The following is an 18,337-nucleotide window of genomic DNA, read 5'->3' on the forward strand; positions in this document are numbered from 1 at the left end:
CCACCTACTAGCTAATCCCATCTGGGCACATCTGATGGCAAGAGGCCCGAAGGTCCCCCTCTTTGGTCTTGCGACGTTATGCGGTATTAGCTACCGTTTCCAGTAGTTATCCCCCTCCATCAGGCAGTTTCCCAGACATTACTCACCCGTCCGCCACTCGTCACCCGAGAGCAAGCTCTCTGTGCTACCGTTCGACTTGCATGTGTTAGGCCTGCCGCCAGCGTTCAATCTGAGCCATGATCAAACTCTTCAATTTAAGTTTGATGCTCGTGAATTAAACTTCGTAATGAATTACGTATGTTCACTCAGAGACTTGGTATTCATTTTTCGTCCGAGGACGTTAAGAATCCATGTCACTTTGAGTGCCCACACAGATTGTCTGATAAATTGTTAAAGAGCAGTGCCGCTTCGCTTTTCGCTGCGGCGCGGGGTGTGCATATTACGCTTTCCCGCTTCAGAGTCAAGCGTTTATTTTCGCTATTCTCTGCTGACCCGGCGGCGTGTGTGCCGTTGTTCCGTGTCAGTGGAGGCGCATTATAGGGAGTTATTCCGACGTGACAAGAGGAAATTTAAAAAAAGTTTCTATCCGCCTTTTTTTTCACCAACAGCGGTGAAATCAAGCTACAAATTGTTCTATTTGATGTATCTGCAACCACAATCACATTCGAGGTGGCATAATTATCAGCATGAATCTTTAAGGAATAAAAGCGATGCCATTAAGCGCACAACAGCTGGCCGCCCAAAAAAACCTGTCGTATGTGCTGGCAGAAAAGCTGGCGCAGCGGATTTTAGCGGGTAAATATGCCCCGGGGAGCATCCTGCCGGGTGAATTGGAGCTGGGTGAGCAGTTTGGAGTAAGCCGTACCGCGGTTCGCGAGGCGGTGAAAACCCTGACGGCAAAAGGCATGGTGCTTCCACGCCCTCGTATTGGCACGCGCGTGATGCCACAGAATAACTGGAATTTTCTCGATCAGGAGCTGCTCTCCTGGTGGATGACCGAAGACAACTTTCATCAGGTCGTCGATCACTTTCTTGTAATGCGCAGCAGCCTTGAACCTCAGGCATGCCTGCTTGCCGCCACGCTCGGGACAGCAGAGCAGAAAGCGCAGCTTAACGCACTCATGGAAGAGATGGTGTTCCTGAAAAAACACTTCAACCGGGAACGATGGATTGAGGTCGATATGGCCTGGCATGAACATATCTATATGATGAGCGCCAATCCGTTCCTCACTTCCTTTGCTTCGTTATTCCATTCGGTGTACCACACCTACTTTACCTCTATTACACAAGACGAAGTGGTAAAGCTGGATTTGCATCAGGCGATAGTAGATGCCATTCAGGAGAGCGACGGGCAGCGAGCCCTGACTGCATGTCAGGCATTGCTGACCGCACCAACCCACCAGCAGGTAAATAAATGACAGAGAAAAAAGCGCGCAGCATGGCCGGATTGCCGTGGATTGCAGCCATGGCGTTCTTTATGCAGGCACTGGATGCCACCATCCTCAATACGGCGCTTCCCGCCATTGCGCAAAGCCTTAACCGCTCCCCGCTGGCAATGCAGTCCGCCATCATTAGCTACACCCTCACGGTGGCGATGTTGATCCCGGTAAGTGGCTGGCTGGCCGATCGCTTCGGTACCCGCAGAGTTTTCATGCTGGCCGTAACGCTCTTTACGCTCGGTTCACTGGCCTGCGCGCTCTCCACTTCATTAACGGAGCTGGTTATCTTTCGCGTACTGCAGGGAATAGGCGGCGCGATGATGATGCCGGTGGCGCGCCTCGCTTTGCTGCGTGCCTACCCACGCAGCGAACTGCTCCCCGTACTCAACTTTGTCACCATGCCGGGGCTGGTCGGCCCAATACTTGGCCCGGTCCTCGGGGGTGTGCTGGTTACCTGGGCAAGCTGGCACTGGATTTTCCTGATTAATATTCCGATTGGCGTGGCAGGGCTGATCTATGCCCGCAAATATATGCCGAACTTCACCACGCCAAGGCGCAGCTTCGATATGGGCGGCTTTTTCCTGTTTGGACTGAGCCTGGTGCTGTTCTCCAGTGGCATGGAACTCATTGGCGAGAAGCTCGTTGAAACGTGGCTGGCGCTCGCCGTCATCCTCAGTGGTATTCTGCTGTTCCTTCTTTATATACGCCATGCGCGTCGTCACCCGACACCGCTTATCTCTTTATCTCTCTTTAACACCCGAACCTTTTCCGTCGGGATCGCGGGCAATATTGCCTCACGTCTGGGCACGGGCTGCGTACCGTTCCTGATGCCATTGATGCTGCAGGTGGGGTTCGGCTACCCGGCGCTGATTGCCGGCTGCATGATGGCGCCCACGGCAATGGGTTCCATTCTGGCGAAATCGACGGTCACACAGGTGCTGCGCTGGTTTGGCTATCGTAAAACGCTGGTTGGCGTGACGGTCTTTATCGGTCTGATGATTGCGCAGTTCTCGCTGCAATCCGCGGCGTTACCGGTCTGGATGTTGATCCTGCCGCTGTTTGTGCTGGGAATGGCGATGTCAACGCAGTTCACGTCGATGAACACCATCACCCTTGCGGACCTGACCGACGAGAACGCGAGCAGCGGAAACAGCGTACTGGCGGTGACCCAACAGCTGTCGATCAGCCTCGGGGTAGCCGTGAGCGCGGCGGTGCTGCGGTTTTATGAAGGGTTTGACGGCACGAATACCGTTGAGCAGTTCCACTATACCTTTATCACCATGGGCGCGCTTACCGTGGTGTCGGCACTGGTCTTTATGTTGTTAAAACCGAAAGATGGCCGGAACCTGATTAAAGAGCGTCACAAAGAGAAAGCTAAACCGAACCGCGTTCCATCAGAACAGGAGTAAGCTGCAAACGTTGCTGTTGCAGCGTGGGCTGCGCCATACGGTGGATCAACACGTCGATGGCCAGCTCACCCAGTTCATCCTTCGGCTGATGGATCGTGGTCAGCGGCGGCGTCATGTAGCGCGCCAGTTCGATATCATCGTAGCCCACGATAGCCATATCGTCCGGAACGCGCAGTCCCGCCTGATACAGCGCCTGATAGGCACCAAACGCCATCGCATCGTTGCCGATAAACACCGCCTGCGGGCGAGGCTCTTGCGCCAGCAGCGTCTGCATTGCCTCAAAACCGCCGTTAAACTCGAAATCGCCGGTGATGCGATAGCCATCAGGAATGGCAAGCCCTGCCCGCTCCATTGCCGAAAGATAGCCTTCCAGACGCAAGCGCGCCGGGGTTTTATCCAGCGGGCCGGTAATGCAGGCAATGCGGGTATGGCCTTTATCAATCAGGTGCTGCGTCGCCATATCGCCGCCCAGCAGCGAGTTATCCTGAATCAGATCGCTGGTCCCGTCGAACGGCGCCCAGTCCATCATTACCGTGGGAATAGAAGGATAGCGCTGAATGATCTCTTTTGAAGGTTGATGCGTTTCGGTACAGAGCAGCAGCAGCCCGTCGACGCGTTTTTGCATCAGCGTTTCCAGGTTGCGGTTCATGCGCTGCTCGTCGCCTTCAGTATTGCACAGCACCAGACTGTAGCCACGCTCGAAGCAGCTGCGCTCTACGCCACGAACAAGTTCAGAATAGAAAGGATTGGTACTGGCCGTGATCAGCATGCCGATGGTGCGCGTCTGGTTAAGCTTCAGACTGCGCGCCAGCGCCGACGGCGCATAGTTGAGATCTTTTACTGCGGCTTCGACTTTCTCCCGAATCGCCTCGCTGACGAAGCGGTCGTTATTAATAACGTGAGAGACGGTCGAAGTAGAAACGCCCGCCATGCGGGCGACATCTTTCATCGTAGCCAAGCGTTACCCCTGCTGACTTAAGAATTCATCGATCTCTTTACGCCACGGAACGGAAGGCTGTGCGCCTTTGCGCGTCACCGCAATCGCGGCGGCGGCATGCGCAAAGCGGATCGCGTCATCCATCGCTTTTCCTTCCAGCAATGCCGTCACCAGCGCACCGTTGAAGGTGTCTCCAGCGGCGATGGTATCAATGGCTTTGACCTTAAAGCCCGGCACGCGACGGCCTTCGCCATTGACGCTAGCCCACACCCCGCGGCTACCAAGAGTAATGATAACGGTCCCGATGCCTTTTGCATGCAGCACTTTCGCCGCACGCGCGGCATCATTGTCATTTTCAACGCGAATGCCCGTCAGCTTTTCCGCTTCGGTTTCGTTCGGCGTAATGATGTCTACCAGCGCCAGCAGTTCATCTGATAATACACGGGCAGGCGCAGGGTTAAGTACGACAGTGGTATGATTTTCATGCGCAATTTTCGCGGCGGTCAGCACGCTTTCAACCGGAGACTCCAGCTGCATCAGCAGGGCTTCCGCTCCGGCGATGATCCCACGCTGCGCTTCGACGCGTTCAGTCGTTAACGCGGCGTTAGCCCCTGCATGAATACCGATGACATTCTCACCTTCCGCATTGACGAAGATCAGCGCCACACCGGTAGATTCCCCTTCAACAACGCTGACGGGTGCAGTATCGATGTTGTCACTTGCCAGCTGCTTGCGTACGCGCTCGCCGGTATCGTCATCACCCGTACAGGCGATAAACGCGATATTCGCCCCGCTGCGCCCGGCGGCAACTGCCTGGTTTGCGCCCTTACCGCCGAACGCGACCTGATACTGATTGCCGGTGACGGTTTCGCCCGGAGTGGGGAACGTTTCAAGGTTAAGAATGTGATCGGCATTGATACTGCCAAGGACGACGAGGTTGCCTGCGGTTTTCATGTATTGAGGTGTCCATCTGAGAGCGCCACCGGTATTACCCGGTGGCGTATGCCACACTTTTCTTTTATTTGGTGTCCCTCAGGCAGCCAGCGACTGCCTGAATCGCCTTTACTGCTTAATGACCAGCTTCAGGTCAACAGGGTATTTGGCCTGAACTTTTTCGCCCTTCAGCACTTTGTCGGCAGTTTCAACGCCAGTCGCGCCAATCTGCTCAGGCAGCTGAGCGATGGTCGCAGCCAGTTTGCCATCATTTACTGCTTTTTCACCATCCGGCGTGCCGTCAAATCCGACAACCATCACATCTGATTTACCTGCGGTCTGGAGCGCACGCAGCGCACCGAGCGCCATCTCATCGTTCTGTGCAAATACCGCCTGCACATCTGGATGCGCGGTCAGCAGGTTCTGCATGACGTTCAGACCCTTAGTACGGTCGAAGTCTGCCGGCTGGCTGGCCAGCACGTTGAATTTGTGTGCAGCCACGGCCTGCTGGAAGCCTTCACCACGTTCACGGGCCGCGGAAGTACCGGCGATACCCTGCAGTTCGATAACTTTCGCGCCTTCACCGGCTTTCTTCGCGATGTAGTCACCAGCAATTTTACCGCCCAGCACGTTATCAGACGCAATGTGGCTCACAACTTCGCCTTTCGTTGCCTGACGGTCCAGAGTGATCACCGGAATTTTCGCCTGGTTTGCCATCTTCACGGCGTTGCCTACGGCATCAGAATCGGTTGGGTTGATCAGCAGAATTTTGGTGCCACGAACGGTTAAGTCCTGAACGTTAGCCAGCTCTTTCGCCGGGTTGTTCTGTGAATCCAGCACCACCAGGTTGTAGCCCAGTTTGTCCGCTTCTTTCTGCGCACCGTCCTTCAGGGAGACGAAGAACGGGTTGTTCAGGGTAGAGACAACCAGCGCGATGGTATCTTTCGCCATGGCGTTAGCACTTACGGTTGCGCTCAGCGCGACAGCGGAAACCAGGGTAGCCAGTTTTTTCATGTTCATATCTAAGATGTCCTGTAGTGTCGTCAGTTACTGTTTTTTGTTGTCTACCAGTACCGCCAGCAAAATCACCACTGCCTTAACGATCATCTGGTAATAGGAGGAAACACCTAACAAATTCAAACCATTATTCAGGAAACCGAGGATCAGTGCGCCGATCAATGTCCCAACAATGCGACCTTTACCGCCCGCAAGGCTCGTACCGCCCAGAACCACCGCCGCGATGGCATCCAGCTCGTACCCCGTCCCCGCCGTCGGCTGCGCGGAAGAGAGGCGCGCCACTTCGATGATGCCCGCCAGTGACGCCAGCAGGCCGCACAGGGAGTACACGATAATTTTGACTTTATTAACGCTGATACCGGACAGGCGCGTGGCCGCTTCGTTACCGCCCAGGGCATAGATATAACGTCCCAGACGGGTATGGTGCAGCATGTACCACGCCGCCAGGAAGACGATAGCCATGATCCAGACCGGGGTCGGGACACCCAGCGGGCGACCGATACCGAACCAGCCAAACAAATCCGCGTTATCCGTAAAACCGGTATTCACCGGGCTACCGTTGGTGTAAACCATGGTCACACCGCGCAGCAGCAGCATCATCACCAGCGTGGCGATAAACGCCTGAACGCGGCCTTTTGCCACAATCACGCCGGTAACGGCACCAATCGCCGCGCCAGCCGCCAGTGCAGCCGCAACGGCCACCAGCGCGTTGACCTCAATTCCCACAATTGAAGCGGCGATCGCACCGGTGAGCGCCAGCAGGGAACCGACGGACAGATCGATACCCGAGGTCAAAATCACCAGCGTCATGCCGACCGCCATAATGGCGTTCACCGACGTCTGCTGCAGAATGTTGAACAGGTTATTCACGGTGAAGAAATTCGGGCTCATGGTCGAGACAATCGCGATCAGCACCAGCAGGGCAATCAGCGATTTTTGTTCCATCAGCCATGCCTTTGTGAAATAGCGGCGACCAGAAACAGCCTGGGTAGTCATCTTCTTACTCCTGATTCACGCGATTAAGCTTGCCCACAGCGGCAGCCATCAGAACTTCCTGGGTGGCCTGCTCGCGAGTGAATTCACCGCCGAGATGCCCTTCATGCATGACGATAATGCGATCGCTCATGCCTAATACTTCTGGCATCTCGGAAGAGACCAGAATGATGCTCAGACCGTCGGCCTTGAACTGGTTAATCAGCTGATAGATCTCTTTTTTCGCGCCCACGTCCACGCCGCGGGTTGGCTCGTCGAGGATCAACACCTTCGGGCGCGTCATCAGCCCGCGGGCAATCGCCACTTTCTGCTGATTCCCGCCGGACAGCAGGCCAATAGCCTGCTCCATCGACGGGGTTTTAACGTTGAAGAGACGGATAAAATCACTGACCGCCTGCTGCTCATCTTTATGCTTCAGGCTGCCGCCGCTATGGCTGAAATAGCGCAGCGCGGTCAGGGACATATTCTCTTTCACCGACATGCCCAGCACTAAGCCGTCGCGCTTGCGGTCTTCGGAGATATAGACAATGCCGTTCGCCAGCCCGTCCTGCGGCGAGCGGGTCACCACTTCATGGCCGTCAAGAGTAACGTAACCGCTGGTGCGCGGCAGTGCGCCGTACAGCACTTTCATCAGCTCGGTACGGCCCGCGCCCATCAGGCCCGCCACGCCCAGGATCTCGCCCTGACGCAGGGTAAAGGTCACATCATTTACGCCTGGGCCGCAGAGGTTATCTACCTTCAGGCGGATCTCGCCCGGCGCTTTGTCCAGATGCGGATATTGGTCTTCGAGCTTACGTCCCACCATCATTTCGATCAGCGTATCTTCGGTCAGCGTCGCCACTTCGCGCTCGGCGATAAACTGGCCGTCGCGGAAGACGGTCACGTCGTCGCAAATTTCGAAGATCTCTTTCATGCGGTGAGAGATATAGACAATGCCGCGCCCCTGCGCTTTCAGTTCGCGGATCACGCGGAACAGGGATTCGGTTTCGGTATCGGTCAGGGCATCGGTCGGTTCATCCATAATGATGACCTTCGACTCGAAGCTCAGCACCTTCGCGATTTCCACCATCTGCTGATCGCCGATGGAGAGGTCGCCCACCAGGCGGTCGCTCTTAAAGCGCAGGTTCAGCTTCGCCAGCAGCTTGTCCGCTTCGGCGTACATGGTTTTCCAGTCGATTTTGCCGAACCGGTTCACGAACTCGCGGCCCAGGAAGATGTTTTCCGCAATGGTCAGCTGCGGGATGAGGTTCAGCTCCTGGTGAATAATGCCGATGCCCGCTTCCTGAGAGGATTTCGGGCCGTTAAAGGTGGTTTCTTTACCCAGCCAAACGAGTGAACCGGCATCGCGCTGGTAGATCCCGGTCAGCACTTTCATCATGGTAGATTTGCCGGCACCGTTTTCGCCCACCAGCGCCATTACGCGTCCTGGGTAGACGTTAAGCGCCGCACCGGAGAGGGCTTTTACGCCCGGGAACGACTTATCGATCCCTTTGAGTTGCAGTAATGCGTCCATGATGGCCTCAGAAGGTGACGCCAGCACAGAGAATGATATTCGCATACGGGGAACACTCCCCGCTGCGAATCACCGCCTGACTGTCTGCGGTTTGTTGTTTGAACTGTTCGTGCGTTGTGTAACGAATTTCTATGGTGTTTCCCTGGTGTTGTTGCAGTTGCTCAATGTGGCTGAGCAACGTTTCGTGGAGTTGCGGATTATGTTGTTTGATTTCCGCCGCGAGAATGGCCGCCTCAACCTGCATCTCCGCCGTCACCACCTCCAGTACCTGCATAAACGAGGGCACACCCTGCGTTAACGCCATATCGATACGGGTTGTGCTGCGCGGAACCGGTAAGCCTGCATCGCAAACCACCAGCGTATCGGTATGCCCAAGACGGGAAATAACCGATGAGATTTCTGAGTTGAGAACCGTGCCTTTCTTCATTTTCTTGCTCCACTAGCGAAACGTTTCGCTAAAAACAGTGTAGCCGCATAAATGTTCAGAAAACCATCATGACGTAACGGATTTGTGATCAACGTCGAAACGTTTCGCTAAGTGAAATGGAGGGGGAGGTAAATGCAAAACGGTAACCGTCAGGTTACCGTTTTAGATGTTTGCGCCCTCTCCCTGTGGGAGAGGGACGGGGTGAGGGCATCAGGCCGCACGGAGACTTAAATCTCAACCTGCGTCCCCAGCTCAATGACGCGGTTAGGCGGGATCTCAAACTGGTCAGGCGCGCGCAGGGCGTTACGCTGCAGGATCAGATACAGCTTGCCGCGCAGACGCAGGTACCATGGGCGCTTGCCGATGATCAGCGACTCGTGGGACATAAAGAACGACGTCTCCATCATCCGGCAGCTTAACCCTTCCAGACCGCAGCGGTGGAACACCTCTTCCACGTTCGGCGTTTCGCGCCAGCCGTAGCTCGCCACCACGCGCCAGAAGGTCGGGGACAGCTGCTCAATCTGTACGCGGCGCACGTTGTGAACGTACGGCGCATCTTCGGTGCGCAGCGTCAGCAGGATCACGCGCTCGTGCAGCACTTTGTTGTGCTTAAGGTTATGCATCAGCGCAAACGGGATCACATTCAGGGCACGAGACATGTAAACCGCGGTACCCGGCACGCGCACCGGCGGGGATTTCTCAAGCGACGCGATCATTGCCTCCAGAGAATTACCGTGCTCATGCATGCGGCGCAGCAGGCGGAAGCGCTCGCTTTTCCATGTGGTCATGACAATGAACATCAACAGGCCCAGCGTCAGCGGCAGCCAGCCACCGGAGACAATTTTGTCGAGGTTCGCAGAGAACAGCGGCACGTCAATGCACAGGAAGCCCACCAGAATCATCCCCACGAGGAACTTATTCCAGTGCCAGTTGCGGTACGCCACCGTGGTGGAGAGAAGCGACGTCAGCACCATCGTACCGGTCACGGCAATACCGTAGGCCGCCGCAAGATTACTGGAGTGTTCGAAGCTAACAATCACGATCACAACAGCGAAGTAGAGCAGCCAGTTAACGAACGGGATGTAGATCTGGCCCGACTCCATCTCTGAGGTATGGATGATGCGCATTGGCGAGAGATATCCCAGACGAACGGCCTGACGGGTCAGAGAGAACACTCCGGAAATCACCGCCTGAGAGGCAATCACGGTCGCCAGCGTTGCGAGGATCAGCATAGGCACCAGCGCCCAGTCAGGCGCCAGCAGGAAGAACGGGTTTTTAATCGCCTCCGGGTTCTTGAGCAACAGCGCGCCCTGACCGAAGTAGTTCAGCACCAGCGACGGGAGCACCACAATAAACCATGCCACGCGGATAGGCAGCTTCCCGAAATGCCCCATGTCAGCATAGAGCGCCTCCACACCGGTGATGGAGAGCACGACCGCACCCAGCGCCACGAAGGAAACCACTTTGTATTCAAGGAAGAAATGCACCGCCCAGTAAGGGTTCAGCGCATGCAGCACGTCCGGGTTCGCGATAATGCTGCGTAAACCGAGCGCCGCCAGGATCAGGAACCAGGCCAGCATAATCGGCGCAAACAGTTTGCCCACCAGCCCGGTACCGTGTTTCTGGATCATGAACAGCAGCGTCAACACGATGATTGCCAGCGGGACAACCCAGGCATCAAGCTGCGGGGCAATAATCTCCAGCCCTTCAATCGCCGAGAGCACCGAGATAGCCGGTGTTATCACCACTTCCCCGTAGAAGAAGCTGCCACCTATCAGGCCGATAATCACCAGCACAGACGTCATTCTGGCCGAGGTATTGCGACCGGCAAGGGACATCAGGGTCAGGATCCCGCCTTCGCCCGCATTATCTGCACGCATAACGAAGGAGAGATATTTAACGGAAACGACCAGAATCAGCAGCCAGAAGATGAGGGACAGGAAGCCAAACACGGCATCGCGCTCAACACCAAAGCCAAACTGGCCGGACAAACATTCACGAAGCGTATAAAGTGGGCTGGTGCCGATATCACCGTAGACAACCCCGATCGCCGCAAGCGTTATTGCGGGTAATGATTGCTTATTATCAGTGCTCATAGACTAGTCTTTTCGTTTAAATAACAAATGTGTTCCTGTCCCTTGGTCCACAAAAAGCGCACAGTATGCACGATTCATTGCAAAATCGTACCCCTAAATGCAACCGCATTAATGTAGCGCAAAGAAAATTGCGCCGCACTTCAGCCTATTACCAGCCCTGACTGAAACGTCTATACTCGCTTCAATTGGCCGCCACAACGGCGAAAGGATGCAAAACTATTATGGCTCACTCACATTTATTAGCAGAAAGAATTTCCCGCCTCAGCAGCGCGCTGGAGAAAGGCCTTTACGAGCGTAGCCACGCCATTCGCCTTTGCCTGCTGGCGGCATTGAGCGGTGAAAGCGTATTTCTGCTGGGACCGCCGGGCATTGCCAAAAGTTTGATTGCACGCCGCCTAAAGTTCGCTTTCCAGAACGCTCGCGCATTCGAGTATTTGATGACGCGCTTCTCCACGCCAGAAGAAGTTTTCGGCCCGCTTTCTATTCAGGCGCTGAAAGATGAAGGGCGCTATGAGCGTCTGACGGCGGGCTATCTCCCGGAAGCGGAAATCGTCTTTCTTGATGAGATCTGGAAAGCCGGCCCGGCCATTCTGAATACCCTGCTGACGGCAATCAACGAACGCCGCTTCCGTAACGGCGCGAGCGAAGAGAAGATCCCCATGCGCCTGCTGGTGGCCGCGTCAAACGAACTGCCCGAAGCCGACAGCAGCCTGGAAGCGCTGTATGACCGCATGCTGATCCGCCTGTGGCTGGATAAAGTCCAGGATAAATCAAACTTCCGTTCAATGCTGGTGAGCCAGCAGGACGAAAACGAAAACCCGGTCGCGCCTTCACTGCAGGTGACGGACGAGGAGTACCATCAGTGGCAGGACGAGATCGGTAAAATTAAGCTGCCCGACGCCGTCTTTGAGCTGATCTTCATGCTGCGCCAGCAGCTTGATTCCCTGCCTTCCGCCCCGTACGTCTCGGATCGTCGCTGGAAAAAAGCGATCCGTCTGCTCCAGGCCAGCGCGCTGTTCAGCGGTCGCGACGCGGTCGCCCCTATCGATCTGATCCTGCTAAAAGACTGCCTCTGGCACGACGCAGAAGGCATGAACCTGATGCAGCAGCAGCTGGACGTTTTGATGACCGGGCACGCCTGGGGGCAGCAGGCGATGCTCAACCAGCTGGGGGCGATTGCCCAACGGCGCATTCAGCTCCAGCAGCAGCAAAGCGATAAAACCGCGCTAAAAGTGAACCGACTGGGCGGCATGTTCGCCCGCAAACCGCATTACGAGCTACCCGCCGATCTGACCGGCACGACGCTGACACTGCTGCTCCAGCAGCCCCTCAAGCTGCATGATATGCAGGTGGTGCACATTACGATTGAGCGCGAGCCGCTGGCGCAGTGGCTGGATAAGGGCGGGGAGATCCGCGGAAAGCTCAACGGCATCGGTTTCGCGCAGCCGCTGAATATGGAAGTGGACAGCAGCCAGCACCTGGTGATCCGCGACGTGAGCCTTCAGGGATCGCGTCTTGCGCTTCCCGGCACCGCCTCGGACAGCGTGCCGGAAGAGATTAAACAGCAGCTGGAAGCGCTGGATACCGAATGGCATCAGCAGCACACACGCTTCAGCGAGCAGCAAAAATGCCTCTTTATTCATAGCGACTGGCTAGGTCGCATTGAAGCCAGCCTGCAGGACGTCAGCGCGCAGATCAAACAGGCGCGTCAATGCTAACGCTGGACACGCTCAATATGATGCTGGCCGTCAGCGAGGAAGGGTTGATCGAGGAGGTGGTGATTACCCTTCTGGCATCGCCGCAGCTGGCGGCCTTCTTTGAAAAATTCCCGAAGCTCAAAAAAGCGATGACGGACGATCTCCCGCGCTGGCGCGACAATCTGCGGCAGCGGTTTAAGGAGACAGAAGTCCCGCCTGAACTGACGGAGGAAGTCGCGGCCTATCAGCAGTGTCAGCGGCTATCGACGCCACAGTTTATCGTCCAGATCCCGCAAACCCTTACCCTGCTCGATAAAGTCCACTCTCCGTTTGCCAGCCAGGCCAGAACGCTGGTCACAGAAAACGCCACCTTTACCCCGGCGCTGCACACGCTCTTTTTACAGCGCTGGCGCCTGAGCCTGGTCGTCCAGGCTACCACGCTGAACCAACAGCTTCTGGATGAAGAGCGGGAACAGCTGCTCAGCGAAGTCCAGGAACGCATGACGCTGAGTGGCCAGCTCGAAGAGGTGCTGGTAGAAAATGAAAACGCCGCTGGTCGCCTCTGGGATATGAGCGCCGGGCAGCTGCGGCGCGGGGATTATCAACTGATCGTGAAGTACGGCGACTTTCTTACCCAGCAGCCGGAGCTGATGAAGCTCGCGGAACAGCTCGGCCGCTCGCGAGAGGCCAAATCGGTCCCAAAGAAGGATGCCCCGATGGAAACCTTCCGCACCCTTGTACGCGAACCGGCTACCGTGCCGGAGCAGGTCGACGGACTCCAGCAAAGCGATGACATCCTGCGCCTGCTGCCGACCGAGCTAAGCACGCTGGGGATGACCGAACTGGAGTATGAGTTTTACCGGCGGCTGGTGGAAAAACAGCTTCTCACCTATCGGCTGCACGGCGAAGCCTGGCGAGAGAAGCTCAGCCAGCGCCCGGTCGTGCATCAGGACTTTGATGAGCAGCCGCGCGGGCCGTTTATTGTCTGCGTGGATACGTCCGGCTCAATGGGCGGCTTTAACGAGCAGTGTGCGAAGGCGTTCTGTCTGGCGCTGATGCGCGTGGCGCTCGCTGACCGCCGTCGCTGCTTTATCATGCTCTTCTCCAGCGAAGTCGTGGGCTACGAGCTGACGAACCAGCAGGGCATTGAGCAGGCCATCCGCTTTTTAAGCCAGCGTTTTCGCGGCGGCACCGATCTGGCCAGCTGTTTTCGCAGCATTGTAGAACGGATGCAGGGCGGCGACTGGTACGACGCTGACGCGGTGGTGATTTCCGATTTCATTGCCCAGCGGCTGCCGGAAGATGTGGTAAATAAAGTGAAGGAGCTGCAGCGCGTGCACCAGCACCGTTTTCATGCCGTGGCGATGTCCGCACATGGAAAACCCGGCATCATGCGCATCTTCGATCATATCTGGCGCTTTGATACCGGGTTGCGTAGCCGCCTGCTCAGACGCTGGCGGCGTTAATTAAAGAAGAGAATCGACGCTTTCACGTACCTGCTGCGGCCAGACCCCACACTGCACCTGACCAATGTGAGACAGTTGCAGCAGCAGCATGGTCAGACGGGACTGCCCGATACCGCCGCCGATGGTCTGCGGCATTTCACCGCGCAGCAGCGCCTGATGCCACTCTAATTTAAGGCGATCTTCATCACCAGTCACCGCCAGCTGGCGCTTCAGCGCCTCTGCATCCACGCGGATCCCCATCGAAGAGAGCTCAAACGCATCTTCCAGAACCGGGTTCCAGACCAGAATATCGCCGTTCAGACCGGCATATTCGCTTTCGCCCGCGGTGCTCCAGTCATCATAATCCGGCGCACGAACGTCGTGCCGTTTGCCATCAGACAGTTTGCCGCCGATGCCAATCAGAAATACCGCGCCCAGTTCTTTGGCGATCGCCCGCTCGCGGCCTTTGGCATCCAGATCCGGGAAGCGGCTCAGCAGTTCCTGGCTGTGGACAAAGTGGATCGTATCCGGCAGGAACGGTACCAGACCAAACTCTTTGCTCACGGCCGCTTCGGTCGCTTTGATCCCCGCGTAGATCGCCTCAACGGTTGATTTCAGCGTACCGACATGACGCTCGCCGTCACCCATCACGCGCTCCCAGTCCCACTGGTCAACGTAGACAGAGTGAATAGGGGAGAGGCGGTCTTCATCGGGGCGAAGGGCTTTCATGTGCGTGTAAAGCCCTTCGCCCGCGCTGAAGTCGTGTTGTCCCAGGGTTTGACGCTTCCACTTCGCCAGGGAATGCACCACTTCGAACTGTGCATCTGGCAGTGTTTTCACTTTTACCTGTACCGCTTTTTCGCAACCAGACAGGTTATCCTGCGTCCCGTCACCCACGCGGCTCAGAATCGGCGCCTGAACTTCAATAAGACCAAGCTTCTCTTCAAGCTGGCGGGAAAAATGGGATTTTACGAAACTGATCTGGCGTTGTTTTGCGATGTAAGCGGTTTTCATTATTTATACTCCTGCGTCCTGTTGATAATGATTAAGCAACAGAACCGACACTTAATTCAATAACCCATCAACAAAAAGCCAACTTCACTTTTGATTCGTTAAAATAAGACGCTAGAATAGACGTATTCATTAATCTTCATAAGAAAAAGCTATGGAAAATTATCAGATCGACAATCTGGACCGCGGCATCCTTGAGGCCTTAATGGCCAATGCCCGTACAGCCTACGCCGAACTGGCGAAACAGTTTGGCGTCAGCCCGGGAACCATTCACGTTCGCGTAGAGAAGATGAAGCAGGCAGGGATCATTACCGGTGCGCGCATCGACGTCAGCCCGAAGCAGCTGGGTTACGACGTCTGCTGCTTCATCGGCATTATTCTTAAAAGCGCAAAAGATTACCCCTCCGCGCTGGCAAAGCTGAACGCGCTCGATGAAGTCACCGAGGCGTACTACACCACCGGGCACTACAGCATCTTTATTAAGGTGATGTGCCGCTCCATCGATGCCCTCCAGCAGGTACTTATCAACAAGATCCAAACAATCGATGAAATTCAGTCCACCGAGACACTGATCTCCCTGCAAAACCCGATCATGCGTACCATCCGCCCGTGATCGGGCTAATTCATTCCCACATTTTCCACAGGTAGATCCCAGCTCGTTCACAGCGTACAATGATCCCCTCTTTATCTGAGCGAGCGATCAATGGCGGACATTACCCTTATCAGCGGCAGCACTCTTGGCGGTGCGGAATACGTAGCGGAACATCTGGCTGAAAAGCTGGAAGATGCAGGCTTTTCTACACAAACGCTGCACGGGCCGCTGCTTGAAGATCTCCCGGCTGACGGGGTCTGGCTGCTGATCACCTCCACGCACGGCGCGGGCGATCTGCCGGATAACCTGCAACCTTTATATGACGAACTGCTGGAACAGCAGCCCGACCTGTCAAACGTCCGTTTTGGCGCAGTGGGGATCGGCAGTCGTGAATATGACACCTTTTGCGGGGCAATAGAGAAGGTCGAAGCCGCTGTTACCGCTTGCGGAGCAAAACAGCTGGGTGAAACGCTCAAGATCAACATCCTCGATCATGACATTCCGGAAGATCCAGCCGAGATCTGGCTCGCGGAATGGAAAAATTTACTCAAAAACGATTAAAGATCGCGCGAACAGATGTGGATAACTCTGGTTAAAAGCTCGTATTAACCCGTAGTTATCCAAATAACAACCCTAGCGTCGTTTTTGGCCTGTGCATAAAGTCGCGATCTGATCCCAGCTTATACGGTCCTGGATCACCGATCATTCACAGCAAACGATCCTTCCTAACTGCATGATCTTATTTGCAGGATCGGACTTATCCACACGTGTCCGCGATCCTAATAAGAGATCACAATAGAACAGATTTCTAAATAAAAAGATCTTCTTTTTAATAGCCCAGGATCCCAATGCTTTCTCGAAAGACTAAAGTTGAGTAGAATCCACGGCCCGGGCTTCAATCCATTTTCATACCGCTTTACGCGAGGCAGACCACCATGTTTTATCAGGATCCTTTTGACGTCATCATCATTGGCGGGGGTCATGCAGGCACTGAGGCCGCAATGGCCGCAGCGCGAATGGGTCAGCAGACCCTGCTTTTGACACACAATATCGACACGCTGGGACAAATGTCCTGTAATCCGGCGATTGGCGGCATTGGGAAAGGACACCTGGTAAAAGAAGTGGATGCACTTGGCGGCCTGATGGCGAAAGCGATCGATCATGCGGGCATTCAGTTTAGGATACTAAACGCGAGTAAAGGCCCTGCTGTTCGCGCCACTCGTGCGCAGGCAGACCGCGTGCTTTACCGCCAGGCCGTGCGCACCGCGCTGGAGAACCAGCCGAACCTGATGATCTTCCAGCAGGCGGTAGAAGATCTTATCGTTGAGAACGATCGCGTCGTGGGCGCCGTGACCCAGATGGGCCTCAAGTTCCGCGCCAAAGCCGTGGTGCTGACGGTCGGGACATTCCTGGACGGCAAAATCCATATTGGTCTGGACAACTACAGCGGTGGCCGTGCTGGCGATCCGCCGTCCATTCCGCTGTCTCGTCGTCTGCGTGAACTGCCGCTGCGCGTCAGCCGTCTGAAAACCGGCACGCCGCCGCGTATCGATGCGCGCACCATTGATTTCAGCGTACTGGCCCAACAGCACGGCGATAACCCGATGCCGGTCTTCTCGTTCATGGGCAACGCGGCGCAACACCCGCAGCAGGTACCGTGCTACATCACGCATACCAACGAAAAAACCCATGACGTGATCCGCAATAACCTCGATCGCAGCCCAATGTACGCTGGCGTGATCGAAGGGATCGGCCCACGTTATTGCCCGTCGATCGAAGACAAAGTGATGCGCTTTGCCGATCGTAACCAGCATCAGATCTTCCTGGAGCCGGAAGGGCTGACCTCGAACGAAATTTACCCGAACGGCATCTCCACCAGCCTGCCCTTCGACGTGCAGATGCAAATTGTTCGCTCAATGCAGGGGATGGAGAATGCGAAAATCGTTCGCCCTGGCTACGCTATTGAGTACGATTTCTTCGACCCGCGTGACCTGAAGCCGACGCTGGAGAGCAAATTCATCCACGGTCTGTTTTTCGCGGGGCAGATCAACGGCACCACCGGCTACGAAGAAGCCGCAGCGCAGGGGTTGCTTGCCGGTCTGAACGCTGCCCGCTTCTCTGCCGAGAAAGAGGGCTGGGCGCCGTCGCGTTCTCAGGCCTATCTGGGCGTTTTGGTCGACGATCTCTGCACGCTGGGCACCAAAGAACCGTACCGTATGTTTACCTCTCGCGCGGAATATCGTCTGATGCTGCGCGAGGACAACGCCGACCTGCGTCTAACCGAGATAGGCCGCGAGCTGGGTCTGGTGGATGACGAACGCTGGGCGCGCTTCAACGAGAAGCTGGAACGTATTGAACAGGAACGTCAGCGCCTGAAAACCACGTGGGTAAACCCACAGGCGGAAACCGCTGCCGAAGTGAACGCTCACTTAACAGCGCCGCTATCGCGTGAAGCCAGCGGCGAAGATCTGCTGCGTCGTCCTGAAGTCACCTACGAGAATCTGGTCAAACTGACCGCGTTCGCACCGGGCCTTGAAGACGTTGAAGCTGCCGAGCAGGTCGAAATTCAGGTGAAGTACGAAGGCTACATCGCGCGTCAGCAGGATGAGATCGAAAAACAGCAGCGCAACGAAAACACGCTGCTGCCGGAAATGCTGGACTACCGTCAGGTGACGGGCCTTTCCAACGAAGTGATCGCTAAGCTGAACGATCACAAACCGGTATCGATTGGCCAGGCCTCCCGTATCTCGGGCGTTACGCCGGCGGCGATTTCGATCCTGCTGGTGTGGCTGAAAAAGCAGGGCATGCTGCGCCGTAGCGCGTAATTG

Annotated in this window: 15 protein-coding genes and 1 rRNA gene; 7 read left to right on the forward strand and 9 right to left on the reverse strand. The window is 55.9% G+C overall.

Annotation, left to right across the window (positions count from 1 at the left end):
* Window positions 1-256, reverse strand: a 16S ribosomal RNA gene (locus IM303_RS08745); the annotation flags it as partial.
* 454 nt (window positions 257-710) lie between these two features.
* On the opposite strand from IM303_RS08745, the gene IM303_RS08750 reads away from it, so the two are divergent.
* The gene (locus IM303_RS08750) at window positions 711-1,418 is read left to right on the forward strand and encodes a FadR/GntR family transcriptional regulator (RefSeq protein ID WP_028014903.1); all 708 of its coding nucleotides are present in this window, start codon (window positions 711-713) and stop codon (window positions 1,416-1,418) included.
* A complete protein-coding gene (mdtD, locus tag IM303_RS08755; protein WP_028014904.1) occupies window positions 1,415-2,848 on the forward strand; it encodes a multidrug transporter subunit MdtD in 1,434 nt (477 codons plus the stop codon). Before IM303_RS08750 ends, mdtD begins: the two co-directional genes overlap by 4 nt.
* Here the strand turns inward: mdtD and rbsR are convergent.
* From rbsR to kup, 7 genes are all read right to left on the reverse strand, one after another.
* On the reverse strand, window positions 2,814-3,806 hold the full coding sequence (rbsR, locus tag IM303_RS08760; protein ID WP_028014905.1) for a ribose operon transcriptional repressor RbsR: 993 nt from the start codon (window positions 3,804-3,806) through the stop codon (window positions 2,814-2,816). The two genes, mdtD and rbsR, sit on opposite strands and share 35 nt — an antisense overlap.
* A gap of 3 nt (window positions 3,807-3,809) precedes the next feature.
* A complete protein-coding gene (gene rbsK / locus IM303_RS08765) occupies window positions 3,810-4,739 on the reverse strand; it encodes a ribokinase (protein WP_045631283.1) in 930 nt (309 codons plus the stop codon).
* A gap of 108 nt (window positions 4,740-4,847) precedes the next feature.
* Window positions 4,848-5,738, reverse strand: coding sequence for a ribose ABC transporter substrate-binding protein RbsB (gene rbsB / locus IM303_RS08770; RefSeq protein WP_010426610.1), 891 nt, complete (start codon window positions 5,736-5,738; stop codon window positions 4,848-4,850).
* Between the two features lie 27 nt (window positions 5,739-5,765).
* Window positions 5,766-6,731, reverse strand: a complete 966-nt coding sequence (gene rbsC, locus IM303_RS08775) for a ribose ABC transporter permease (RefSeq protein ID WP_006808742.1) — start codon at window positions 6,729-6,731, stop codon at window positions 5,766-5,768.
* A gap of 4 nt (window positions 6,732-6,735) precedes the next feature.
* Entirely contained in the window at window positions 6,736-8,241 is a 1,506-nt protein-coding gene (gene rbsA, locus IM303_RS08780; RefSeq protein WP_041911754.1) for a ribose ABC transporter ATP-binding protein RbsA, read from the reverse strand.
* Between the two features lie 7 nt (window positions 8,242-8,248).
* Window positions 8,249-8,668 (reverse strand): D-ribose pyranase, encoded by a 420-nt coding sequence (gene rbsD / locus IM303_RS08785; protein WP_003862392.1) that lies wholly within the window; start codon window positions 8,666-8,668, stop codon window positions 8,249-8,251.
* A gap of 227 nt (window positions 8,669-8,895) precedes the next feature.
* Window positions 8,896-10,764 (reverse strand): low affinity potassium transporter Kup, encoded by a 1,869-nt coding sequence (gene kup / locus IM303_RS08790; RefSeq protein ID WP_041911753.1) that lies wholly within the window; start codon window positions 10,762-10,764, stop codon window positions 8,896-8,898.
* Between the two features lie 221 nt (window positions 10,765-10,985).
* Here kup and ravA point away from each other — a divergent pair, with 221 nt between their 5' ends.
* Together ravA and viaA are read left to right on the forward strand one after the other, a co-directional pair.
* Window positions 10,986-12,482, forward strand: a complete 1,497-nt coding sequence (ravA, locus tag IM303_RS08795) for an ATPase RavA (RefSeq protein ID WP_045631286.1) — start codon at window positions 10,986-10,988, stop codon at window positions 12,480-12,482.
* Window positions 12,476-13,927, forward strand: coding sequence for an ATPase RavA stimulator ViaA (gene viaA / locus IM303_RS08800; RefSeq protein WP_041911751.1), 1,452 nt, complete (start codon window positions 12,476-12,478; stop codon window positions 13,925-13,927). The genes ravA and viaA overlap by 7 nt, the downstream gene beginning before the upstream one ends.
* Here the strand turns inward: viaA and asnA are convergent, their stop codons facing one another.
* Window positions 13,928-14,920, reverse strand: coding sequence for an aspartate--ammonia ligase (asnA, locus tag IM303_RS08805; RefSeq protein ID WP_041911750.1), 993 nt, complete (start codon window positions 14,918-14,920; stop codon window positions 13,928-13,930).
* 151 nt (window positions 14,921-15,071) lie between these two features.
* Between asnA and asnC the strand changes: the two genes are divergently transcribed.
* The 3 genes from asnC to mnmG all read left to right on the forward strand — a co-directional run bounded on the left by asnC (window position 15,072) and on the right by mnmG (window position 18,334).
* A complete protein-coding gene (asnC, locus tag IM303_RS08810; protein ID WP_008500198.1) occupies window positions 15,072-15,530 on the forward strand; it encodes a transcriptional regulator AsnC in 459 nt (152 codons plus the stop codon).
* 90 nt (window positions 15,531-15,620) lie between these two features.
* Window positions 15,621-16,070, forward strand: coding sequence for an FMN-binding protein MioC (gene mioC, locus IM303_RS08815; protein WP_041911749.1), 450 nt, complete (start codon window positions 15,621-15,623; stop codon window positions 16,068-16,070).
* Window positions 16,071-16,444: 374 nt separating this feature from the next.
* Window positions 16,445-18,334 (forward strand): tRNA uridine-5-carboxymethylaminomethyl(34) synthesis enzyme MnmG, encoded by a 1,890-nt coding sequence (gene mnmG, locus IM303_RS08820; RefSeq protein ID WP_049001580.1) that lies wholly within the window; start codon window positions 16,445-16,447, stop codon window positions 18,332-18,334.
* The last annotated feature ends 3 nt before the right edge of the window (window positions 18,335-18,337 follow it).

Origin of the sequence: Enterobacter cloacae complex sp. P38RS (assembly GCF_014930775.1) — a bacterium.
GTDB lineage: Bacteria > Pseudomonadota > Gammaproteobacteria > Enterobacterales > Enterobacteriaceae > Enterobacter > Enterobacter bugandensis.

Excerpts from the sequence above, each read along its gene's own strand:
- ravA (WP_045631286.1), top strand. The coding sequence starts at position 10,986 with ATGGCTCACTCACATTTATTAGCAGAAAGAATTTCCCGCCTCAGCAGC.
- mioC (WP_041911749.1), top strand. The coding sequence starts at position 15,621 with ATGGCGGACATTACCCTTATCAGCGGCAGCACTCTTGGCGGTGCGGAA.
- rbsK (WP_045631283.1), bottom strand. The coding sequence starts at position 4,739 with ATGAAAACCGCAGGCAACCTCGTCGTCCTTGGCAGTATCAATGCCGAT.
- IM303_RS08750 (WP_028014903.1), top strand. The coding sequence starts at position 711 with ATGCCATTAAGCGCACAACAGCTGGCCGCCCAAAAAAACCTGTCGTAT.
- viaA (WP_041911751.1), top strand. The coding sequence starts at position 12,476 with ATGCTAACGCTGGACACGCTCAATATGATGCTGGCCGTCAGCGAGGAA.
- asnC (WP_008500198.1), top strand. The coding sequence starts at position 15,072 with ATGGAAAATTATCAGATCGACAATCTGGACCGCGGCATCCTTGAGGCC.
- kup (WP_041911753.1), bottom strand. The coding sequence starts at position 10,764 with ATGAGCACTGATAATAAGCAATCATTACCCGCAATAACGCTTGCGGCG.
- rbsA (WP_041911754.1), bottom strand. The coding sequence starts at position 8,241 with ATGGACGCATTACTGCAACTCAAAGGGATCGATAAGTCGTTCCCGGGC.
- mnmG (WP_049001580.1), top strand. The coding sequence starts at position 16,445 with ATGTTTTATCAGGATCCTTTTGACGTCATCATCATTGGCGGGGGTCAT.
- rbsC (WP_006808742.1), bottom strand. The coding sequence starts at position 6,731 with ATGACTACCCAGGCTGTTTCTGGTCGCCGCTATTTCACAAAGGCATGG.
- mdtD (WP_028014904.1), top strand. The coding sequence starts at position 1,415 with ATGACAGAGAAAAAAGCGCGCAGCATGGCCGGATTGCCGTGGATTGCA.
- asnA (WP_041911750.1), bottom strand. The coding sequence starts at position 14,920 with ATGAAAACCGCTTACATCGCAAAACAACGCCAGATCAGTTTCGTAAAA.
- rbsD (WP_003862392.1), bottom strand. The coding sequence starts at position 8,668 with ATGAAGAAAGGCACGGTTCTCAACTCAGAAATCTCATCGGTTATTTCC.
- rbsB (WP_010426610.1), bottom strand. The coding sequence starts at position 5,738 with ATGAACATGAAAAAACTGGCTACCCTGGTTTCCGCTGTCGCGCTGAGC.